Source organism: Candidatus Thiodiazotropha endoloripes (assembly GCF_001708965.1).
Taxonomy (GTDB): domain Bacteria; phylum Pseudomonadota; class Gammaproteobacteria; order Chromatiales; family Chromatiaceae; genus Thiodiazotropha; species Thiodiazotropha endoloripes.
Window position 1 is genome coordinate 1,311,283 of sequence record NZ_LVJW01000006.1, and the last position, 21,058, is coordinate 1,332,340.

12 protein-coding genes are annotated in these 21,058 nt (G+C 56.5%); 7 read left to right on the top strand and 5 right to left on the bottom strand.

Features of this window, described 5'->3' with window-relative positions; all coding sequences use genetic code 11:
- Window positions 1-29: 29 nt before the first annotated feature.
- The 4 genes from A3193_RS16585 to A3193_RS16600 are packed head-to-tail and all read right to left on the bottom strand — an operon-like array spanning window position 30 to window position 5,812.
- A complete protein-coding gene (locus A3193_RS16585; protein ID WP_069015318.1) occupies window positions 30-2,483 on the bottom strand; it encodes a glycosyltransferase family protein in 2,454 nt (817 codons plus the stop codon).
- The gene (locus tag A3193_RS16590) at window positions 2,480-3,391 is read right to left on the bottom strand and encodes a lysylphosphatidylglycerol synthase domain-containing protein (protein ID WP_069015319.1); all 912 of its coding nucleotides are present in this window, start codon (window positions 3,389-3,391) and stop codon (window positions 2,480-2,482) included. Before A3193_RS16590 ends, A3193_RS16585 begins: the two co-directional genes overlap by 4 nt.
- Before the next feature lie 4 nt (window positions 3,392-3,395).
- Window positions 3,396-4,652: a polysaccharide pyruvyl transferase family protein gene (locus tag A3193_RS16595; protein ID WP_069015320.1), complete on the bottom strand. Its 1,257-nt coding sequence runs from the start codon at window positions 4,650-4,652 to the stop codon at window positions 3,396-3,398.
- On the bottom strand, window positions 4,649-5,812 hold the full coding sequence (locus tag A3193_RS16600) for a Coenzyme F420 hydrogenase/dehydrogenase, beta subunit C-terminal domain (protein ID WP_083218139.1): 1,164 nt from the start codon (window positions 5,810-5,812) through the stop codon (window positions 4,649-4,651). The genes A3193_RS16595 and A3193_RS16600 overlap by 4 nt, the downstream gene beginning before the upstream one ends.
- 305 nt (window positions 5,813-6,117) lie before the next feature.
- On the opposite strand from A3193_RS16600, the gene A3193_RS16605 reads away from it, so the two are divergent.
- Window positions 6,118-6,837, top strand: a complete 720-nt coding sequence (locus A3193_RS16605) for an SPOR domain-containing protein (protein ID WP_069003131.1) — start codon at window positions 6,118-6,120, stop codon at window positions 6,835-6,837.
- 88 nt (window positions 6,838-6,925) lie between these two features.
- On the opposite strand, the gene A3193_RS16610 is transcribed toward A3193_RS16605, so the two are convergent.
- Window positions 6,926-12,841, bottom strand: coding sequence for a beta strand repeat-containing protein (locus tag A3193_RS16610; protein ID WP_069015321.1), 5,916 nt, complete (start codon window positions 12,839-12,841; stop codon window positions 6,926-6,928).
- Window positions 12,842-13,206: 365 nt separating this feature from the next.
- Here A3193_RS16610 and xrtH point away from each other — a divergent pair, with 365 nt between their 5' ends.
- The 6 genes from xrtH to A3193_RS16640 all read left to right on the top strand — a co-directional run bounded on the left by xrtH (window position 13,207) and on the right by A3193_RS16640 (window position 21,058).
- Window positions 13,207-13,719, top strand: coding sequence for an exosortase H (xrtH, locus tag A3193_RS16615; protein ID WP_069003129.1), 513 nt, complete (start codon window positions 13,207-13,209; stop codon window positions 13,717-13,719).
- The gene (locus A3193_RS20305; RefSeq protein WP_083218138.1) at window positions 13,706-14,329 is read left to right on the top strand and encodes an exosortase H-associated membrane protein; all 624 of its coding nucleotides are present in this window, start codon (window positions 13,706-13,708) and stop codon (window positions 14,327-14,329) included. Before xrtH ends, A3193_RS20305 begins: the two co-directional genes overlap by 14 nt.
- A gap of 197 nt (window positions 14,330-14,526) precedes the next feature.
- Window positions 14,527-14,877 (top strand): hypothetical protein, encoded by a 351-nt coding sequence (locus A3193_RS16625; protein ID WP_139116876.1) that lies wholly within the window; start codon window positions 14,527-14,529, stop codon window positions 14,875-14,877.
- A 149-nt stretch (window positions 14,878-15,026) separates the two neighbouring features.
- Complete coding sequence (locus A3193_RS16630; RefSeq protein ID WP_069015322.1) at window positions 15,027-16,217, top strand: TolC family protein; 1,191 nt, start codon at window positions 15,027-15,029, stop codon at window positions 16,215-16,217.
- Window positions 16,214-17,827, top strand: a complete 1,614-nt coding sequence (locus tag A3193_RS16635; RefSeq protein WP_069015323.1) for an efflux RND transporter periplasmic adaptor subunit — start codon at window positions 16,214-16,216, stop codon at window positions 17,825-17,827. Before A3193_RS16630 ends, A3193_RS16635 begins: the two co-directional genes overlap by 4 nt.
- Window positions 17,828-17,857: 30 nt before the next feature.
- The gene (locus A3193_RS16640) at window positions 17,858-21,058 is read left to right on the top strand and encodes an efflux RND transporter permease subunit (protein ID WP_069003125.1); all 3,201 of its coding nucleotides are present in this window, start codon (window positions 17,858-17,860) and stop codon (window positions 21,056-21,058) included.

Below are 21,058 nucleotides of genomic sequence, written 5' to 3' on the forward strand. Positions count from 1 at the left end.
CGGAATAGAGGCTGTCGATCGACCAGGCCTCACTGTTTTCTGTAACGGTAGGCGAGAAACAGAACCAGACCCAGGGATGTCAGGCTTAAAAGTGATAATAGATAGAACGGTCGTGGTTTATATCGATAGCTGACCTTTGCCCCAGGGGTGACCTTTATCGCAGGGAGCATATCCATGAAAGTTTCAACCTCAACGGGTTGGTTGTCGATGGTTGCCTGCCAATAAGGGTAGTAGCGGATCGGTAACACCATCCAGGCGGGTTCACGGCCGGTATATTCAAGCTCGTAGGAAGTGGCACTGCCAGCCAGCAGATTCACTTGACTGAAATCCGGTTGCAGATCTTCATCCAGGCTGGGAAGAGTGTAGCCGCTGCCAATGATATTGTTGTTTTCAAGTAGGACCAGATTGGCTTCGATTCGATGAGATACAATCGAATCCGGCAGTTGTATTGTTCTGAAAAACTTTGCTGCCATCATGGCAGACCGATGATTCCCATTATGCTCAATGAATACGTCATCAGCCTGTATCGGATAGAGCCAGGCGCTGAGTTTACCCTTTTGTTCAGTTGTTTCGGCATGCAGCTCAAGGCGATTGTTTTGTGTCTCCAGTTCAATCATTCTGGGAAAGAAGAACTCCACCCAACTGTTGTCGGAAATAGCTGTTGATTTAACCATTGATTCTGCCAGCAGTTGATCGTCATGATAGAGACGCAGTTTTAAATCTGTGTGTCCTTCTGCACGACCATGTGTGGCCAGTTTGAGTGAAATCACATCGAACTGCAGAACCTTGGGTAGTGCGAAGTGTTGTATCAGAGGTTTCTCGGGTGTGATTAAGCCGGAAGCTTTGGGCCTTGGTCCTGAGGTGGCCAGCACGGTCCGTTGCATACCGCCTGTGGAAATGGGTTTATGACAGGCAATGTATTTGATAGCAAGCAGGTTGAGTATATTGGAGTCAATAAAGATGTCTTCGCAATAGACGGCAGCTGCAGTTCTGCTGCGGTGCGCATTGGGAGCCAGTTTGCTTTCCATCAGCGCGCGTTCGGATTGCGTCTTGAAGCCATGGGCGAACCACTCCGGAATACCATAGTTGCTGAATATACCGGAAACCATGTAGGAGCGATCGGCAATGGTACTTTGCATCGGTTGCAGATTATCCTGAAGATATTCAATGGTGGGTGTGGAGGCAAAAAATGACTCTGCCGGTACCGGTCCGTTGAATTCACGGAAGAACCATCTCATGTCGAATAGCTGAATCACAATGAACAGCACAACCAGGCTGCCAATCAGTTTCGATTTTTGCTTGCCAATCTCGGAACGCAAAAGCAGGGAGATCAATTCGGCTGAAATCACAGCAAATGCCAGTGCGGACAAGATGGTCATTCTTCCCCAGTTGTTGCTGCTGAATGTCGGTATGATGGTGATCAGGCCCTTGGGGAGTATGGCAAAAGCTATCAAGGTTGAGAGAGCCAGCAGGACGATGGCATAGATCAGGTTTGTGGTGGATTTACGCCAGATAAGAAGCAATATGGAGAGCGTTAAAAACACTAATGGAAGAACGCCGATATAGGTTGACCTTTCCACATCCGCATAGTCTCTGAATATTGGTTTTATATAGTTGAGAATGTGGTGGGGTCTAAGCGGTGTACCGCCATGGCGGGTCTCCATGCTCTGAGTGAACTGCAGCATTTCATAGAGTGAATGGGTGGCAAATGAGCTGATCAGAAAAGCCATCACTATTGCCAGTCCCAGGTGTACTGCCTGGCGGGTAGCCGTGGCGATGCTCTGCTTCCATGGGGTATGCACGGCAAACAGAATTGCCATAGCCATAAAGCCATACACGGCAATACTTGGAAATCCACCAAATATCATCAGTGCGGCAATAATCGAGAGCCAGGGCAGATAGACGAGTTTGTGGTTCGTCAGATAGTTGTAACTTAACCAAAGAAGCCATGGTATCCATATACTTGTCGTTACATGAGCCCAAAAGAACCAGGCGGCATGAAAGCCGGAGTAGGCAAAAACCATGGCGCCAAAGATTGCGGCCAATCGATGCTTTGTCATCGACACCAGTAGCAGGTACATGCCGATTGCCGCAATCACCAGATTGGTGAGCATGGCGAAATAGTAGCCAGTTGCGTTGTCTTCAATGGAGGCGAACACGGCGAACGCCGGGGTGATGATCGCAGCAGGAAGCCATTGCATGCCGGGAATACCATTGATCGGACTTGGGTTCCAGATTGGCAGGTTACCGTTTCGTAGCTCCTGCTTGGCATGTATCCATCTGGGCATTCTGGCGTCGAGAATGTCGGTTCGTGCCGGGTGTCTTGTTGGTACCCGGATATCGAGATTCTGCCAGCCCGGTTGATTGGTTAGTATATCCGTCGGAGCGACAGTTTCGCCGGCAAATGGATTGGCGCCCAGAATCACCACCGAACTGATGATCAGGAAAAGATAGGGTGCCAGCTTTTGGGAGATACTGCTCATGAAGTCAAACCTTCCTTAGTTATACGGGCCGTCAGGTGATTGGATATCAACACCAGCAGGATTTCCGAAATGATATAGAAGAGGCGATTGATCGTTGCCAGAACAATGGCCGTATTGGCATCGAGATAGGGTAGAAGTCCCATCACCAGAAGTGCTTCTCTGACACCGATGCCGGCCGGTGCAAAGGGTACTGCGAAACCGAGTGCATAACTCAAGGCATAGAGGCCGACAATATAGATGAAAGAGATTTCCTGCGAGGTGTAGGGTAACAGGGTAATCCAGAAGGAGAAGCCGAGACATAACCAGAGAGTACTGACCACCAGAGCGGCGATGGGGCTGAACATGAACTGTTTTGCATAGTGCTGTACTGTTTTCCGAAACGACGCAGCCAGCAAGATGATCAGTGCGGCAAACAAACCGAGGGTTAGCGGATGGGTCAGATATCCCGGCAGTTTTTCGATCAACTCGATGATCAGACTGTGCTGGGTAAGCAGTATCAGGCAGACGCCGATCATCAATGCACTGAATACCACCCAGAAAGTCTCGAGCAGCAAGGTGTCTCGGATATCGGCATTATCGATCTTCGCCTCTTTGTAGAGTGTGATCCGGCCAACATACTGCCAGATGGAGCCGGGAATATATTTTCCCAGCTGGGTGATGTTATAGATGGTGAAGCAGCGAAGATAGCCGAGGTCGATCCGATAGCGGGAGAGTGCCAGATGCATCACCAGGACCAGTAGCACCTTAGCAACAACAATGGCCAGGAATGCAACCGTGATAACCATCAGTGGCAATTTGCTGACAATCTCCAAGGTGGCGTTGAGGTTCTTATAAAGAAACAGGCTGACAAAGGTGAGTACCAGAAGCCACCAGATCAACTTCAATAGGGATTTGACTCTCTGTTGCACAGCCTTAGTCCAGATGGGTAAACAGATACTCGAACTGTTGTGCTGAAGATTCAGTGATGCCGGGCAGGTGTTGGTGAAGCTTCTCTCTGACCTCCCCGTCATCTTCCGTAATCGTGACGATCGATTGTAAAATCCTGGCCATCTCTGCCTGTTTGAAGTCATACACCTGATCGCCCAACTCGAATGAGTCCATCACTTCCTTATATTTGTGGCTCCAGCCGATCACGATAACCGGCTGTTTCGCTGAGAGTGCCGCGATCATGGCATGAAATCTTGAAACCAGTACGATCCGGCAGGCGGACATCAGACATTTGATGCCATTGGTATTGATATCGAAATCCACTGCATAGAGAGACCCGGCCCGATTACTGTTGTGGGCAAGCTGTTGGGCGATGCGCTGAATCACCGGTAGATCGTTGTTCCTCAGTTTTTCTCCCTGTTGCTTGCGGGTGGCATTCGGAAACAGCAGGATTGCGTAACCTCTATCCAGAAGCTGTTGACAGAGATCGGTCAGGCTCTGCGTATAGTCGGCTTCATCTGGGGCCTGTTTTGCAGCCAGTACACTGCTGGGGCAGACGCCGATCAATGGCCGCTGTTCTGCTTTGAGCTGTTCGCCCAGCTCCGCCACATCACGCTCACTCTCTTCGGAGAGAGTGTAGTCGGACTGATGGCGGAAGGCCACGTCGGCAACCGGTGAGGCAAACAGATTGCTCAGCTTCAGCTTCTGCAAGTGTTGATGTGTCCCCTGACCCCTGGCGAAGATCTGCTTGCACTGTTTCAAGGTGGCCAGTGCCAGAATCCGGTTGAGTGGATTTTCGAACGGGCCGAGTGCCTGGGAAAATTTTACAACTGGTGTATTCAATAGAAATGCGGGCACCAGAGTCAGTACATTGTAGGGGAGAAATTTCTCCCGTCCGTCTATGAAGGCAACTCCGGCGAGATCGATCAAGACATCGGATTGGTTGAGTGCCTGCAGGGGGGCAGGAAACAAACCTAACAGCTTGTTGAGCAAAGGCAGTTTGAACAGCGCAAACAGAATCGAAAACGGAAACAGCAGGACGACGATGGAGAGGGGTGTGGCACTGTAGACCGTTACCCGTTCATCCCGGTTGAGGTGCCTGTCCTGTTCGGGATAGTAAGAGAAGACATTGAATCGGCAGTAAGGATAACGCTGGCGTATCTCTCCGATGGTGGTGCACAGCATGGCTTCGGCGCCGCGGTTACCACTGATTGTGGCGGCGATGATTGAAACAGACTTCATGGTAGGGATTCGAGTCCTTTGCGAAAGTAGAGCAGGAGTTTGAGAATCGGTCTGGGCAGTTTGAAAATTAGACCCTGCCAGCGTTTGTTTTCACTCCAGCGCATGTTGAACAGTGCCATGAAGGCACTGAGCCACTGGTGCCAGGAGACCTGGCTGTTTGTCTTGTCCGGCACCTTGTAGCCAAGCAGGTGGGCCACCCGGCTTCGTGCACTGACGTTGTAGTGGTATGGGGCTGCTCTGGCCTGACCGTCAAGGATGTCGGTAATGTCGAGATCTGTGCTGTTGATCTGCTGGCTCTGCAGAGCGGCGGACCAGGCCTCTTCCCCGGCGGCGGTGCGAACGATCACGCCGGTCTTTTTGATCGGATCGTCTTTGAAACGGTAGGCCCAGACATCCCCCAGTGAGATGTCGGCCTGATAACCGAAATGGTCATGACAGACCAGGCACTTCTTTTCGGAATAGAAGAACAGATTCTGATAGAGGCTGAAATAGGAGAAGGGTTTCTGAATGGTTGCGCCGTTGTCGAAAGCGGCCTCCAGCTGGCCACGCCAGTGGCCGCGGCGGAAGCGATAGCTTTGCAGTTTTCCACCGGCCAGATTCTCCAGCTTGACGGTAATGCCGTCGACCAGTTGGGTTCTCGAATTGTGTCCGCAGACCAGGGCGATGGTGAGTCTGACCTTGACGGCCAAAACCTCGTCCTTCTGCAGCCAGCGGCGCAGGTTGGTGATGTCGCAGGGCAGTCCGACCACGGCCACCCTGCCATCGAACTCGCGGATCAGGGGTAGCGCCTCTTTCATGAAGGCGGTTTCCACATACTTGCTGCCTTGGGCCTCGAGTATCTCCTGTTCGGTGGTGGCGATGGTGAAATGCGCCCTTACCTTGCCGGCCTCGATGCGGCTATTGCAGACCAGAGCACCGTCGATCTCTCCGGCCTTGATCAGTTCGATCAGCAGGGCGGATCCAACCCCTCCGGATGCCGCGTTGCGCCGTACTTGTGGATCTTCGGCATAGGCGTGATAGAGATGGAGATAATCACCGACGAGCTGCTCTATCGTCTCTTCAGACCATTCTTTTTTCAGCAATCTGTCGGTCAGTTGATTGAGCATGTCGGTTGATAAAAAGGGGTTGTTGCACCTGTTGGGATCGAAGCGCGTGATCATAGCATAGAATTCGATTTAGACTCCCTGATTGATTCGAAACTCTAGGAAAATCAGTTGGCTATATCGGGTGGCCCAGGTGGTTGTCGTGCTTTATCTAGCATTTTACAGGCCAGGTGTCGATGTGAATAATTCTCTGGTAGGAACTAAAAAACTATTCTAATTCTATAGTCATGAGGACGGTAAAGAGTCGATGTTTGCCTTTATCAGGCAACCTGGGCTGAAAAATAAAAAAGTTTTGAAGCAGTAGAACCATAAATGGATTTTTACACCGGTTTACCTCTGTCCATCTGATACGGAGAACTGCAATGACTCGGGAACAAAAAATTGGTTGCACCATTGGTGCACTCGCAGGAATCACACCGTTGCTGGTGAGTCTGGTCAGTGTGGATGCCTCGCTGATCGTCAAGGTGCTTGTTCCGGCGATTATTATCGGATATGTGATCAAGGCGGCCGGTCTGATGGCGTTGGGGGCGTTTGTGGTGTTTGTCAATTCAGAGCGTGATTACAAGAAGGCCTTTCAGCTGGGTCTGATGGCCCCGGCCCTGGTGGTCGGTGCATTGAATGCGAATAATTTCAACGAGGCGAATCTGGAGATCAATGAACTGCAGACTGAGCTGGGTGAGCGTGAGTCGGTTGCCATCGAGCCGCCACAGAGCACCTCCTCCATGATTGAGGGCGTACTGTCATTCTTTATCGGCAGCGCCCACGCCGATGAACACATGATGATCGGTAGACACGACAGCCCCTCCACCGGCAACCTGATCTGGTACGGAATCTCCGGAAAGATCTCAAACGCCTGGTTTGTGATTGTCGGTTCCCATGATCAACAAAGGGATGCGGTAAGACAGGCGGAGGGCCTTAAGAAACGGGGCTACAACGCAAGGGTGGTGCCGGATGTGAAAGACGAGGAGAGTTTTGTTGTCTCAATCGGCTCCTATCTGAATATCAAAGAGGCCAAGGCGCTGCACAAAACCGCCATCCGGGAGAACCTGGCGAGACATCCCTATTTGTGGAAGTGGAAATAAGCCCGCCAATCGCCGCAAAAGAGGCTTTATTGCTAAAGCAATTTGCCTCAATTCGCGGTGATTGGCACTCTTTTGTGGTTGTCTTCACTTATGGCCGGTTAACAACAAGTCTTGATGCGGCAATCATCCCCAGCAGCGCAGCCATCAACAGCAGACCCCAGTGAGGCATCACCGGGATCGCGACCGGTTCGTAGGTGACATTCAGATCCGCCGTACCGGGAGTTGGATTACTGCCGAGATCGGTGGTCAGCCCGCCAACCGGGATGGTGTTGGTATAGAGGTTGACCACGCTCGAGGTGACATCGACAGCGATGGTGCAGCCGCCGGGCTGTATACTTGCCCCATTCTGATAGACCAGGCTGTTGCCACCGGCAATCGCCACCACGTTGGCCAGGGTGCAGCCTGCACTGACCTGTATGTTGGGTACCGGAGCCACCAGCAGATCCGCAGGAAAGCTATCGGTCAGATCACCGGTCAATACGGCCGCGACCGCATTGCTGTTGCTCAGCGTGATGGTCAGAGTAGCGATCCCATCCGGTCTGATGCTGTTCGGTGTGATGCTCTTGCTCAGTCCCGGCAGTATCGGTGTCACCGTCAGATCGCTGGAGCTGGCGACAATGTTGTTGCCAATATCGGTCTGCAGACCATTGATCGGAATCGTGTTGGTGTGAGTGGCCAGTGCAACGGAGGTGACGTCCACACTGATCGAACAACCGCCGTTGGCGGGAATGGTTGCACCACTGAGATAGGTCAGGGTATTGCCGCCCGGTGCAGCCACCACACTGCCCAGATCGCAACCGGCGGATGCCTGGATATTGGGGGTGGCGGCGATCTCCACCCCAGCCGGCAGGTTATCTACCAGATCGGCGGTCAAGGTGGCCACCGTTGCATTGCCGTTGCCGAAGGCGATCGACAGGGTCGACAGGCCGCCGGAAGAGATGGTGGTCGGTGAGAACTGCTTACTGACACTCGGCGGCTGGGGCGGATTGACGAACAGATCGGCGCTGCTGGGCGCTCCGTTGTTACCCAGATCGGTCTGCAGGTCACCCGCAGCGAATGTGTTGGTCCAGGGGCCGCCGGAGACACTTGAGGAGATATCCACCGCAATCGAACAGCCGCCGGAAGGTATTGTCGAGCCATTGGTATAGGTAACGCTGCTGACGGTGGTCTGAACCGTTCCCGGGCAGTCGGTGAGCAGATTGACCGGGGTGGCCAGCTCGGTGTTGGCCGGCAGGTTGTCGACCAGGTCGGCCCCCAGGGTTGCCGCCATGGCGTTGTCGTTACCCAGGGTGATGGTCAGTCTCGAGGCCTCACCCGGATTGATGGTGATCGGCGTGATCGATTTGCTCAGGGTGGGTGGCATCGGTGCAGTGACAATCAGGCTGGCGGTTGCCGGTTGGGGATTGCTGCCACCGGTGGCCGTGGAGAGGTCCCCTGCCGCGATGGTGTTGTTGTAGCTGCCCGCGCTGGCCGAAGTGACATCCACCACGATGCTACAGCTGACCGGAGGGATGAGGGCACCATTGGCGTAGATGACCTGACTGCTGCCGGGTGTGGCGGTGACACTGCCCAGCACACAACTGCCTGCCAGGTTGTTGGGATTGGCGATCACTACGCCGGCTGGCAGGTTGTCGGTGAAATCCGCATCCAGGGTCAGATCGGTGGCGTTCGGGTTCTCCAGGGTCAGGGTCAGGGTGGAGATGCCGTTGACGTCGATGGTGGTCGGTGCAAAGGCTTTGGTGATTCCCGGTGCGGCATCGAACAGCGCGCCGACCCCGAGGGTAGCGACCGCAGGCTGAGGGTTGTTGCCGGCGGAAGTCGTCATCTGCCCGGCGGCGATGGTGTTGACGTAGCTACCATCCAGTGCCGAGGTGACATCCACCGAAATGGTACAGCCTCCGGCCGGAATCGTGGCGCCATTGGCATAACTGATCTGGATGTCTCCCGGGGTGGCGGTGACCACACCCGGACAGGTGGTGACCAGGCCGTTCGGGGTCTCCACCAACACATCCCCGGGTAGCGCATCCACCAGTTCACTGGTGAGGGTGATCGGGTCGGTGTTGGCGTTACCCAGAGAGATGGTCAGGGTCGAAGTGCCGTTGGTATTGATCGATGCAGGTGCGAAAGCCTTGCTGACAGACGGTGCCGAGAGTACTTCCAGGTCCGCATTGGCCGGTGCCGGATTGCTCACGCCCTGATCGGTGGTGATGGCATTGGCGCCAACCGTATTGGTCAACGTGCCGGTGGTATTCGCAGCCACATCGGCACTGAAGGTACAGCTGCCACTGGCGGGTATGGTGGCGCCGGTGATGGTAATTTCGTTGTCACCCGCGGTGGCCAGTACGCTGGCATCGGCACAGGTGGTCGCCGTACTCGGGGCTGAATAGACTGTTACACCGGTGGGTAGCGTATCGGTGAGTGACGTACCGGTGAGATCGATCGCCGAGTTGTTGGTGATCGTCACCGTCAGGGTGGAGCGTTCACCGATCGTCACCGTAGCCGGAGCAAAGGCTTTTGCCACCGTCGGCTCAAGAATCACATTCAATTCCGCAGAGACATCCTCGCCATTGGTCACGCCCTGATCGGTGGTGATCGCATTCTGCAGAATCAGATTGTCATAGACACCCACCAGAGGTGCAGTGACATCCACTTCGATCAGACAGGCGGTACCTGGCAGCAGGGTGCCGCCGGAGATGGTCAGTGCCTGGGTGGTGGTGTTGACTGTCAGTGTGGCATCGGCACAGGTGGTGGCGGCATTGGGTACAGCCGCGAACTCCAGGCCTGCTGGCAATGGATCGGTAAAACTGACGCTGGTCAGGGTGACCGGCGAGACCGCATTCGGATCGAAGGTACTGATCAGTTCCAGGATCAGACGGGCCGTGCCGCCTGGCGGGATATAGGCAGGCGCGAAGCCTTTGGTCAGTCCCAGGCCCTGCAGGGTGGAGAGGGAGGCCTGGGTTCCCAGGGCATTGGTATAGCCCTCTTCACTGGAGATCACCCCGGCGGGAATGAAGTTGGTCAGATTGAGAAAGCGTAACGATGTGGTGGTGACAAACACCTGACAGATGTCATTGGGCTGCAGGGTGGCGCCTACCATGGAGACGCTGCCCGCACCAGCGACCGCAGTCACCGTGCCGCCGAGACAGTTGGTGCTGGCATCCGGTACCGGATAGACCACGATGCCTTCGGGGAAGATGTCGGTAAAGGCCACATCGTGGATGGTTGCGCCGGAGCTGTTGATCACATCGATGGTCAGTAGTGAGGGCTGACCGCCGGTGACGATGATTGGATTGAAGGCCTTGTTGATGCCGATATCGGCAACCGCCGAGGTCAGCGTGGCGGTGATCGGTGAACTGTTGGACGAGCCTTCCGCACTACTTATGTTGCCGGCCGGAATGGTGTTGCTCCAGGGACCAGCACCACTGGTGGTGACATCGAAGGCAAAGTCACAGTTGGCCCCGGCCGGCAGGGTAACGCCCTGCAGCTGAGCGCTGCTGGCGCCCGGATTGACGATCAGGGTGGTGGCGCCGCCACAGGAGGTGCTGGCATTGGCCGGATTGGCCACGCTCAGACCGGCGGAGAAGGTGCTGTCGTCGATGCTGACGTTGGTCAGCTCACCGGAGGAGATATTGACCACGTTGATGGTGACCCGGGAGCGGCCTCCGGAGCTCACGCTGGTCGGACTGAAACTCTTGCTGCCAGTGATCCCCGCCGTGATGGTCAGGGTATCGGATACCGCAGAAGGAATGGTGCCGCCACTGCTGCTGAAATCTGCCGGATTGATGGTGTTCAGGTAAGTGTTTGGGGTGGAGCCGGTGACTTGCACGCGGATCTGACAGGTGGCCTGAATCTGGTCATCGGGTCGCGGACTGAGGCTGCCGCCGGTGAGGATCAGTGTCGTATCCCCGGGGAAAGCCTGCAACGTGCCGCCGCACTCATTGACGGCGGCCGGATTGGCCGCCAGGGCGAGACCGGCGGGTAGGTTGTCTGTCAGATTGACTGCAGTAAGCGGATTCAGGGTACGGTTGCGGATACGCAGTCTGAGGGTGGATGTCTGGCCCTCAGCAATGGGGTTCTGGAGGAAATTTTTGGTCACCTCCACAGAATCGAGTGTCGCCACATTGACCGCCGGGCTGGGGGATGGATTGACCACATTGCCGCCTGGGCCATTACCCGTTCCGCCAACCCCGTTGACGCCGTCCCAACTGGGGATCTGGTTGGTGAAGATCATGCCCAGGGTGGCGGTGACCGGCAGTCGTGCCCGGAAGACCAGGGTACAGGTACCCGGTGTGGCGCCGACACCGGCGGGTACCGTGCCGCCGCTCCAGAGCAGTTCGCTGTCTCCGTCCACACCGGTGTAGACACCGCCGGCACAGGTGTTGGAGACTGGTATGCCGGCCGAATCGTCGAGTACCATCTGGTTGCCCGCGTTGTTGGGCAGGGTGTCGCGGAAACTCAGGTTGGTGACATCCGCACCGGACCAGTTGTTGACGGTGACACTGAAATCGGTCCACTGACCCGGTGCAACCTCGTTGATGGATACGGTTTTATCCACCGTCAGCTGAGCATTGATGTTGATCACATCACTGGCTGTCGGACTCGCGTGGCCGGTTGGATTGACCACTGCATCAGCCGGGATGGTGTTGGTGTGGGCGCCATCGGTGGTGGAGGTCACATAGGCAGTGATCGTACATTTGCCGTTGACCCCGGAGCGCACACCCGCCACGGCGCCACTCAGCAGAATGCCGGTGTCGCCCTGATCCAGGGGGTTGCTGCCCGCATCGGTCAAGCTGCCATTGACGGAACCGGTCCCATCACAGACCACCGTTGGGTCTGCCGGTGCAACGGTGGAGGTATCGACAATCGACAAGGTGGTGGCGGTGAGGTCGTCGAGAAAGCTGGTGATCGGCAGTGTGTTGTCGGTGCTGTTGTTGTTGATGACGATGGTCAGCAGAGAGGGCTGCCCGGCTGGAATGGTATCCGGGTTGAAGGTTTTCGAGAGCGAAATCGGGGTGTTGACGGTCAGGTCCCGGTTGAAAGCAGGGCTGGTCAGGCCACGGGTATTGCCGATCGATCCCAGCGGCAGGGTATTGCTGAACAACTGGCTGGTGCCGGCGATGGTGGGCACCACCACATCCACCCCGATGGTGCAGTTGCCCGATTCTCCGATGATTCCGCCGGTCAGGGTTACCGTGTCCGTCCCCGGTGTTGCGGTAACCGCACCATTGGAAGCCCCGGTACCGCTGCAGGCGATCGAGGTATTGGCCGGCGTGGCCACCACCATGCCGGCAGGCAAGGTGTCGGTAAATGTGGTCAGTGGCAGGGTTGCGCCGGCATTGGGATTGCTCAGTACGATGCTCAGGGTCGTGGCATCACCGGCGATGGCCGGAGATGGGCTGAATGTCTTGTTGCCGGTGGGGTTGAGCAGTGTGCTGACCACCAGGGTGGCGTTGGCCGGAGTCGCATTGGAGACCCGCACGCCATTTTCAAGTGCCGAATAGCCGGCGGTCACCGCATCGGGTCTGGCTGGCGGCAGCAGCGCGGGAATATTGTTGATGTAGGTGCCTGGCGTGGTGGAGGTAACGGAGAGTTCGAAAAAGCACTGGCCATCGGTCAGTCCCACCCGTGCCGGGATGGTGCCGTTGGTCAAGACGATGCTCGAAGTGCCTGGCACGGCGGTGATCCCGGTAAAACCACAGGTGTTGGTGATGTTGGCCGGGTTGGCGATGGTGATCTGGGGCAGCAGCAGCGAAGTGACTTCCGCCTCGGTCAGGCTGACCAGGGCGTCGTTGGCAATCTCGATGCGGTAGGTCGGCGTGTCGCCCGGATTGATGGTCGCCGGGTTGAACAGATGGTTGATGGTGGTGGTGGCGGTTGCCAGACCAGGCAGCATCAACAGAGTGAGTGCCAAGTAGGCTGGGGGTATCTGGGCGCGGTATCTGTTATGGGATGTTCTGAGGCGATCTATCAGGGCAGAGACGAAAGACAGGGTGTTTAGATTCATACAGGATACTCATTTGAACATCCCTGCTATAGATCGTTATTTGGTATTGATGCTTGTGAGCGTCCCAGTCCCTCGATTTACCGTGCAAGCAACATGCTAATCGAGCAATATTAAACATCGTAAGAGTGGTTTGCAAAAGCTTAAAATTGTAAATTGTTTTCGGCTTGCCGATCGTGGCACTCTTGTGTTGAACCCCTGATCGGTTGAAACTGAACAGACCGGCATTCATGGTCTTGCTTCATTCGCTAACAATGTGATCAGCTAGTCATGACAGAACCCGCTAGTATGGCTTGTCTCCCGGATGGCCGGACTGACATTGAATAGAGTACATGTTAATACCTTCATTCGATGAAGGCATTTGAATAATGCTTCGATTTGCACTGCTTTTTACCGCCATTCTCATCGGCCTGTTTACCTTGGAACTGATGCCTTTCGGGCAGCAGTGGGTGGTCATTCCCTTCACCGCCTTTATTGCGAAAATCAGTGCCTGGCTGATTCAGCTGTTTGATCATGGGGTGCACGCCTACGGGATTGTGCTGCTGGACAAGGCGAGTGGTTTTGCGGTCTCCATCGAGGCGGGATGCAATGGTATCGAGGCGAGTATCGTACTGATTGCGGCGATGTTCGCCTTCCCAGCGAGTTTGCGGATGAAACTGATCGGGATCGCGATCGGAATCCTGGCAATCCAGGCGATGAACCTGCTCAGAATCATCAGTCTCTTCTATCTGGGGCAGTGGAATCAGACCGCGTTTGAGTGGGCCCATCTCTACATCTGGCAGTCACTGATCATACTCGATGTGCTGGTGGTGTTTCTGATCTGGTTGCGCTACCTGCCGAGAGTGAAGCCGCATCACGGGCCTGAGCATGCTTCGGCTTAGCTCGATCAACCCGGTCGCCGCCTTCATTATCAAGGTGGTGTTCTGGCTGCCGGTCTGCCTGGCGGGCTGGTACTATCTGGCGCCGAGTCTGGTCTGGCCTGTGGGGCTACTCAGCGACTGGATTCTGACTGTACTGTTTCCGCAGATCTTCCAGGGGGTCGAGCAGCAGGGGGATCGTCTCGACTTCGTCACCCTGCTGGCGATGCCGGCTGAGCTGCTGAGAGGTCAGCAGCCCGGGGTCAGCGGTGACCTGGTCTTTACCGTCAATCCACTGCTCTACAGCTACGGTCTACCCCTCTATACCGCGCTTTCGATTGCAACACCCGGAGATGCCAGGGATGAGGATCTCAAATGGAACAAATGGCTGTGGGGATTGCCGCTGCTGTTTCTGTTCCAGGTGTGGGGCGTCTGTTTCGATGGCCTGAAGACACTGCTCTTCACCCTGGGACCGGACGTTTCGGCACAGCTGGCGTTTACCCCCTTGGCGATGGATGGTGTCGCCCTTGGCTATCAGCTGGGCTATCTGATTCTGCCATCCGTATTGCCGTTGGTGATCTGGGTCGTACAATACCGGGCCTATCTGACCGAGATGGTCTGGGCCACGGAGTGATCGGTCTGTCCCTCTGGATAGGTCGATAGGCGAACGGCATCCCGCGCCTAAAGGATTAGTCAAAAGGGGCTTTGAATTGATCTAATGTGGGCTGTCTGCTAAAAATGAATGAACGCAACGCCGAGTTTGCAGTCTATCTCGTGGATTGTTTAAATGTTTTAACGACGTTCCGATAGCTAACCCGTACGCTTAACCAGATGGCTCAAAGGCATAACACCGTCAAAATCCTGATGCTGGTCCTGTTGCTGATCCAGGCGCCGCTGGTGATGGCCTGGTCAATGGCCTGTGCGAAATCGGGTGATTCCCCGATGAGCGGGATGAGTGAGACGATGCAGCACCACTGTCATGATATGGATGCTGCTGTCGAACTGGCCGATTGTGAGTCGATGCACTGCATGTTCTGCGGTTTTACCGTCCAGCTCCAGGTGCAGCCTGTCACCTTTACCGTCTCTCACATCCTCTATATCGGTGAGGGTCGGGTTCCAGCCCCCCCAAGGCCTGAACAGCCGGTTGAATTACAACCTCCCATCAACTCCCTCCTCGTTTAGGCCGTTTCCGGCCTGATTGGATATTTTTTATTTGCATCGGCCTTGGTCTAGGCCGTTGATCTGGCTGTGGGAGTTTTTTCATGGTTCGCCGATTAGTTGGGAGCGTCCGGTCATTTACCGGGCGACTCTTACCGTTGTGGATAATTGCGTTGGGAGAGATCTGTGCGACTGAACAGATCACTTCGCCGGCTTTTCAGAATCTGCTGCTTCGTCTGCAGCAGCATCCAACCCTCAGGGTATCGATGGCGGAGCGTTCCCATTGGCAGGCCAATGCGGATGGCTCAATGGGTCTGCCCGATCCCAACATCACACTGGGTTTGAATAATCTGCCGGTGAATGAACCGACCAGCTTCGACCGCTATCTGCCGAGTAGCCGCAGCCTGGAATTCAAGCAGATGATACCCGGTTTGAGCACTCGAGAAACACGGCGGGATAGCCATCTTGCGCGGGCGGCGCTGGCTGATCTGCAGCGTCAACTGGCGTTCGCTGAACTGGAGTTGAGGTTGGTCACCGCACTGGCGCAACGGCGCAGAATCCATGCAGCCAATGAGGCGCTGGATCAGCAGATGGCATTGCTGATGGAGCGGGAGCGCTGGTTGAGGGGGGAGATGGCCTCGGGGGCTGCCGTCTACGGCCGGTTCGATGAGCTGGATGTGAAGCGGGCGGAGATCGATGAACAGAAAATCAGCCTCGCCGGTGAGGCTGAGCGCTGGCAGGCCGAACTGAGATCGTTGATCGATCTGGTTCCGCCCGAGGGGATTCTGCCGGAGATTCAACCGAAACGCTGGTCGGGTGACCCGCAGGCACTGCTGAAGATTCAGATCGAACTGGGCAGGCTGGCTGTAGCCAACTCCGAGGTGGCGGAGCGGAATGCCGCTTTCGATTCGGACTATGCGATCAGCGCTGCCTGGCAACAGCGGGAGTCGGGTGAGAATTTCGATGGGGATGATTGGTTCACATTGAAATTCAGTGCCACCCTGCCACTCTGGTCCACTGCCAATCAGACGCCGAAACTGAAAGCGGCAGAGGCCAACGTCACCAAACTGATGGCCCAGCAGGAGCAGCAGCTGAGGGAGCTCACCAGTGACTATCAGAGTGCCCTGTCCAACTACCAAACGGCGCAACGGCTACTCGCTGCCATGGCACGGCGTCAGGAGCGCCTTAAGGCCTTGGAAGCTGCCAACCGGCGTCGCTATGAAGCGGGAGACCTGGATCTTGACGGTGTCATCCGACCGGCCCTGAAACTGGCTGAAGTGGAGCTGGATCTGGCCCGGACAGAGCTGCAGCGAACCATCGCCGCAGCACGTATCAACGCCATGTTTGTGGAGGAGGACCGATGAGTTCCATCCGTACAAAAGCAATCTATCCATTACTGCTGTTGATTCTGTTCAGCCACTACAGCTGGGCGGAAGAGGCCACTCAGTACACCTGCCCGATGCACCCCCACTACATCGCCACAGACATGGGCAGTTGCCCAATCTGCGGGATGGATCTGGTCGCGCTGGAGACGGCTGGATCGATGCCGTCGGCAGAGACTGAAGCCGGAGAGCGGGTCGTGGTAACCATTGCCCCGGAAACGATACAGAACATGGGGGTGCGGTACGGCCGGGCGGAGATGACAGCTTTTGGCAGTCGGGTGCGAGCCTATGGGGTGGTGGCAGAGAGTGAGCGGTTGCGCAGTGAAGTCTCCAGCCGGGTGGCTGGCTGGTTGGAGAGATTGTCGGTCACGGCCGTCGGTGATCCGATCAAAAAGGGTGATCTGCTCTATCAACTGTTCAGTCCCGATCTGGTGGCTGCCCAGCGGGACTATGTCAGTGCCTTACAGGGTGGCAACCAACAACGTATCCGTTCTGCCGCGGTTCGTCTCGAGGCATTGGGAGTCTCCAAAGGTTTTATAAAGAGTCTGCGCAAGCAGGGCAAGGTTGTCGACCGGGTGCCGTTTTACGCGGTGACCGATGGTACCTTGAGCGAGCTGCGGGTCAGAGAGGGGGCCTATGTTCGACCGGGTGAGACGTTGGCGGTAATACAGGACTACAGCACCGTGTGGATCAATGCGGCGGTGGCGGAAAAGGATCTGTCTGAGGTCAGCATGGAAACACCGGTGCAGGTGATTCTGCCAAATCTGCCGGGTCAGGTGATCGAGAGTCAGATCGACTATATCCACCCCACCGTCGATCCGGACAGCCGCACCGGCCGGGTTCGGCTGGCCCTGTCGAATCAAGCGGGACGGCTGCGCCCCGGCGCCTATGCGGATGTTCTGTTTGAGATCGATCTGGCGCGTCGGCTGGCTGTTGAGGAGAGTGCTCTGTTGATTGGTGAGACAGGTCCCTATCTGGTGGTGGCACTGGGTGATGGACGGTTTCAACCCCGCTCGGTTCGAACCGGACGGAGCAGTGGGGGATTTACCGAGATCCTTGAAGGTGTCGACAGTGAGGATCTGATCGTTGTCTCAGGGCAATTTCTGATCGACTCCGAAAGTGCCCTCAGGGAGTCGTTTCAAAAGTTGCAGCGTATCAAGTTGGGCTTGGATCAGTTGCCCCTGAGTCAGCAGCAGCTGGCGATGCTGGATCACATGATCGATGCGGCGCTCTACATCCATGAAGCACTGGTGGATGGCTACGATATCAGCCCGGATCAGCTGCAACCGGCGCGTGAGATTCGTGATCTGTTATGGCCCGGTTTCGGCGCCACTCGCCTGGGTCCAATCATGCAGGGTGCTGCCGAGGCAATTGAACTGGCCCAACAGGCACGCACCGAGAGTGCCCTACAGCAGGCGTTGCATCAGTTGGTGAGTGAGCTTCAACCCTGGGTGCTCAACGGTCGTCGGGATCACTATCAACAGCAGGGTGTGCGGCTCTATCAGGATCAACAGGCGCAACAGCTCTGGCTGCAGCTGGCGGGTGAGCCGGTCAACCCCTATGGTGCTGCTGACGGCGAGTTGGTCGAGTGAGGTTGTTGAAGATGAATAGAGGAATTACCCATGTCTGAACAGCAATCCATCGTCGGGGATGATCCCGCCCGCTCGTTTGTCGCCAAGGTGATCGCCTGGTCGGTGCGGAATCAGTTGATCGTAATGATCTTTACTGCGGGTCTGGCGGTAGCCGGGCTGCTCGCCCTGCAGCGCACCCCGCTCGATGCGATACCCGATCTATCGGATACCCAGGTGATCATTCGCACCGACTTTGCCGGTCAGGCGCCACAGATCGTTGAAGACCTGGTCACCTACCCCCTCTCAGCAACCTTGTTGGGATTGCCGAAAACCGAGGCGGTGAGGGGATTCTCCATGTTCGGCACCAGCTTCGTCTATGTGATCTTTCAGGATGGGGTTGATGACTACTGGGCCCGGAGCCGAGTTGCTGAAGCGCTGGCCACGGTGCAGAAGGATCTGCCGCAGAACGCCACCCCGAGACTGGGGCCGGATGCCACCGGGGTGGGCTGGATCTACCAATATGCGCTGCTGGATCGTAGCGGCCGACATGACCTGGCGGAGCTGCGTGCCCTGCAGGACTGGTTTCTGCGCTTTGAGCTGGCGACGGTAGCCGGGGTCTCGGAGGTGGCTTCGGTGGGTGGGTTCGTACGTGAGTATCAGGTGTTGATCGACCCCAACAGACTACGCGCCTTCGATATTCCCCTGGTGCGGGTGCGCCAGGCGGTTCAGGCAGCCAGTATGGAGGTCGGTGGGCGAGTGATCGAACGGGCCGAGACCGAGCTGATGATCCGCTCCCGGGGCTACATCACTTCGCTGCAGGATCTTCAGCGGGTGGTGGTGCAGGCGAGAAACGGCACCCCGGTACTGCTGACCGATGTGGCGCGGGTGATCGAAGGTCCGGAGCTGCGCCGGGGACTGGTGGAGCTGAATGGTGAGGGGGAGGTGGTCGGCGGTATCGTGGTGATGCGCTCCGGTGAGAATGCGCTGAATGTGATCAAGGCTCTGGAGCAGAAGCTGCAGGCCCTGCAGCAGGGGCTGCCGGCCGGGGTGGAGATTCAGACCGTTTACGATCGAGCGCCACTGATCCGGGGTGCGGTCGACTACCTGAACCATAAACTGCTGGAAGAGGGGTTGGTGGTAGCCCTGGTCTGCTTCATCTTTCTGCTCCATGTGCGTTCCGCTTTTGTCGCCATAATCACCTTGCCGCTGGGAGTGCTGGGGGCGTTCATGGTGATGTCGGCGCAGGGTATCACGGCCAATATCATGTCGCTCGGCGGTATCGCCATCGCGATCGGGGCGATGGTGGATGCCTCCATTGTGATGGTGGAGAATGCCCACCGGCGGTTGAGCGATATGCCCGGGTCGGTTGGACGCAAAGCGCAAAATGCCGCCATCCTGCAGTCGGCCAAGGAGGTGGGGCCAGGGCTGTTTTTCAGCCTGCTGATCATTACCGTATCCTTCCTGCCGGTGTTTGCGCTCACCGGTGAAAGTTATCGGTTGTTCTCCCCTCTGGCCTACACCAAAACCTATGCGATGGCCTTTGCTTCCCTGCTCTCGGTCACCCTGGTGCCGATCCTGATGTTGTGGCTGATCCGAGGACGGATCTTCCGCGAGGAGAGTAATCCACTGAATCGTTTCTTTGTCGCGCTCTACAAGCCGATTCTGGAGTTTTCCATGAAATGGCGTGTTTTTACCCTGGCCGTTGCCATCGCCGGTATCGCCAGTCTCTGGTACCCCTACAACAAGCTGGGTACCGAGTTCATGCCGGCGCTGTATGAGGGTGAGCTGCTCTACATGCCCACCACCCTGCCGGGAGTCTCCATCTCCAAGGCAAAAGAGATTCTGGCCCAGACCAACCGGTTGATCCTTACGCTGCCTGAGGTCGATCAGGTATTCGGCAAGGTGGGTCGGGCCGATACGGCGACTGATCCGGCACCGATTTCGATGATCGAGAGTTGGATACGCTTGAAACCGAAGCCTGAGTGGCGGCCAGGGATGACTGTGGGGTCGCTGACCAAGCAGCTTGACGAGCGGGTCAATCTGCCCGGGCTGGTCAACAGCTGGGGTTATCCGATCAAAATCCGCATGGATATGATCTCAACCGGTATCCGCACCCCGGTGGGGATTAAGATCTCCGGTCAGGATCTGAATCAGATCGGACGTATCGCACTGGATGTGGAAGCCGTGGTGAAGCAGGTGCCGGGCACCCGCAGCGCCTTTGCCGACCGGGTCACCGGGGGCAAGTATCTGGAGATCATCCCCAACCGTGATGAGCTGGCGCGACGCAATATCGATCTTGGTCTGTTCCAATCCATTATCCAGACCGCGCTCGGCGGTATGAAGGTTGCGGAAAGCGTACAGGGAAGGGAGCGTTACAACATCATGTTGCGCTACGACCGGCCATTCCGGGAATCGATACATCAGCTCTCGGACATCCTGGTACCAACCCCGGGTGGTATGCACATTCCGCTGGGGGAAGTGGCTACCATCGAATATGCCCCGGGACCGCCGATGATCAAATCGGAGGATGCCCGATTGACCGGCTGGGTGTTTGTCGATATCGACGAGCGGGATATCGGCAGTTATGTGGATGAGGCGCGAATGCGGGTTGCCGAGCAGGTCGACCTGCCACCGGGCTATGCCATCACCTGGTCCGGGCAGTATGAGCAGATGCTTGAAGCGCGGGAACGACTGCAGGTTGCGATACCTGCAGCCGTTGCGATCATCCTGGTGCTGCTGATGATCCATTTTGGCCGCACCGACCGAACGGTGATGGTGATGACGGCGTTGCCGTTCGGCTTGGTGGGTGGCCTGTGGGCGGTCTATCTGGCCGGCTACAACCTCTCAGTCGCCGTTGCTGTGGGTTTCATCGCACTGGGAGGCATTGCGGTGGAGACGGCGGTGGTGATGTTGATCTACATCGATCAGCAGGTACGCCAGCTTCCTCCGGTCGACCATAAAACCCTGTTTGCCGCCATCATGGCGGGCGCGGTACGGCGGGTGCGTCCGAAACTGATGACCGTTTCGGTGATCATCGCCGGTCTGTTACCCATCTTCTTTACCGAGGGGCCCGGTTCGGATGTGATGCGCCGTATTGCCCTGCCGATGGTGGGCGGGATGCTCAGTACCACCGTCATGACCCTGATCGTGATTCCGGTCATCTATCTGATCTGGGAGTCACGCAGGCTACCCCTCTCGACTGAAAATTCCACTGGGGATAACGATCTATCCCAACAACCACAAGAGGTATGA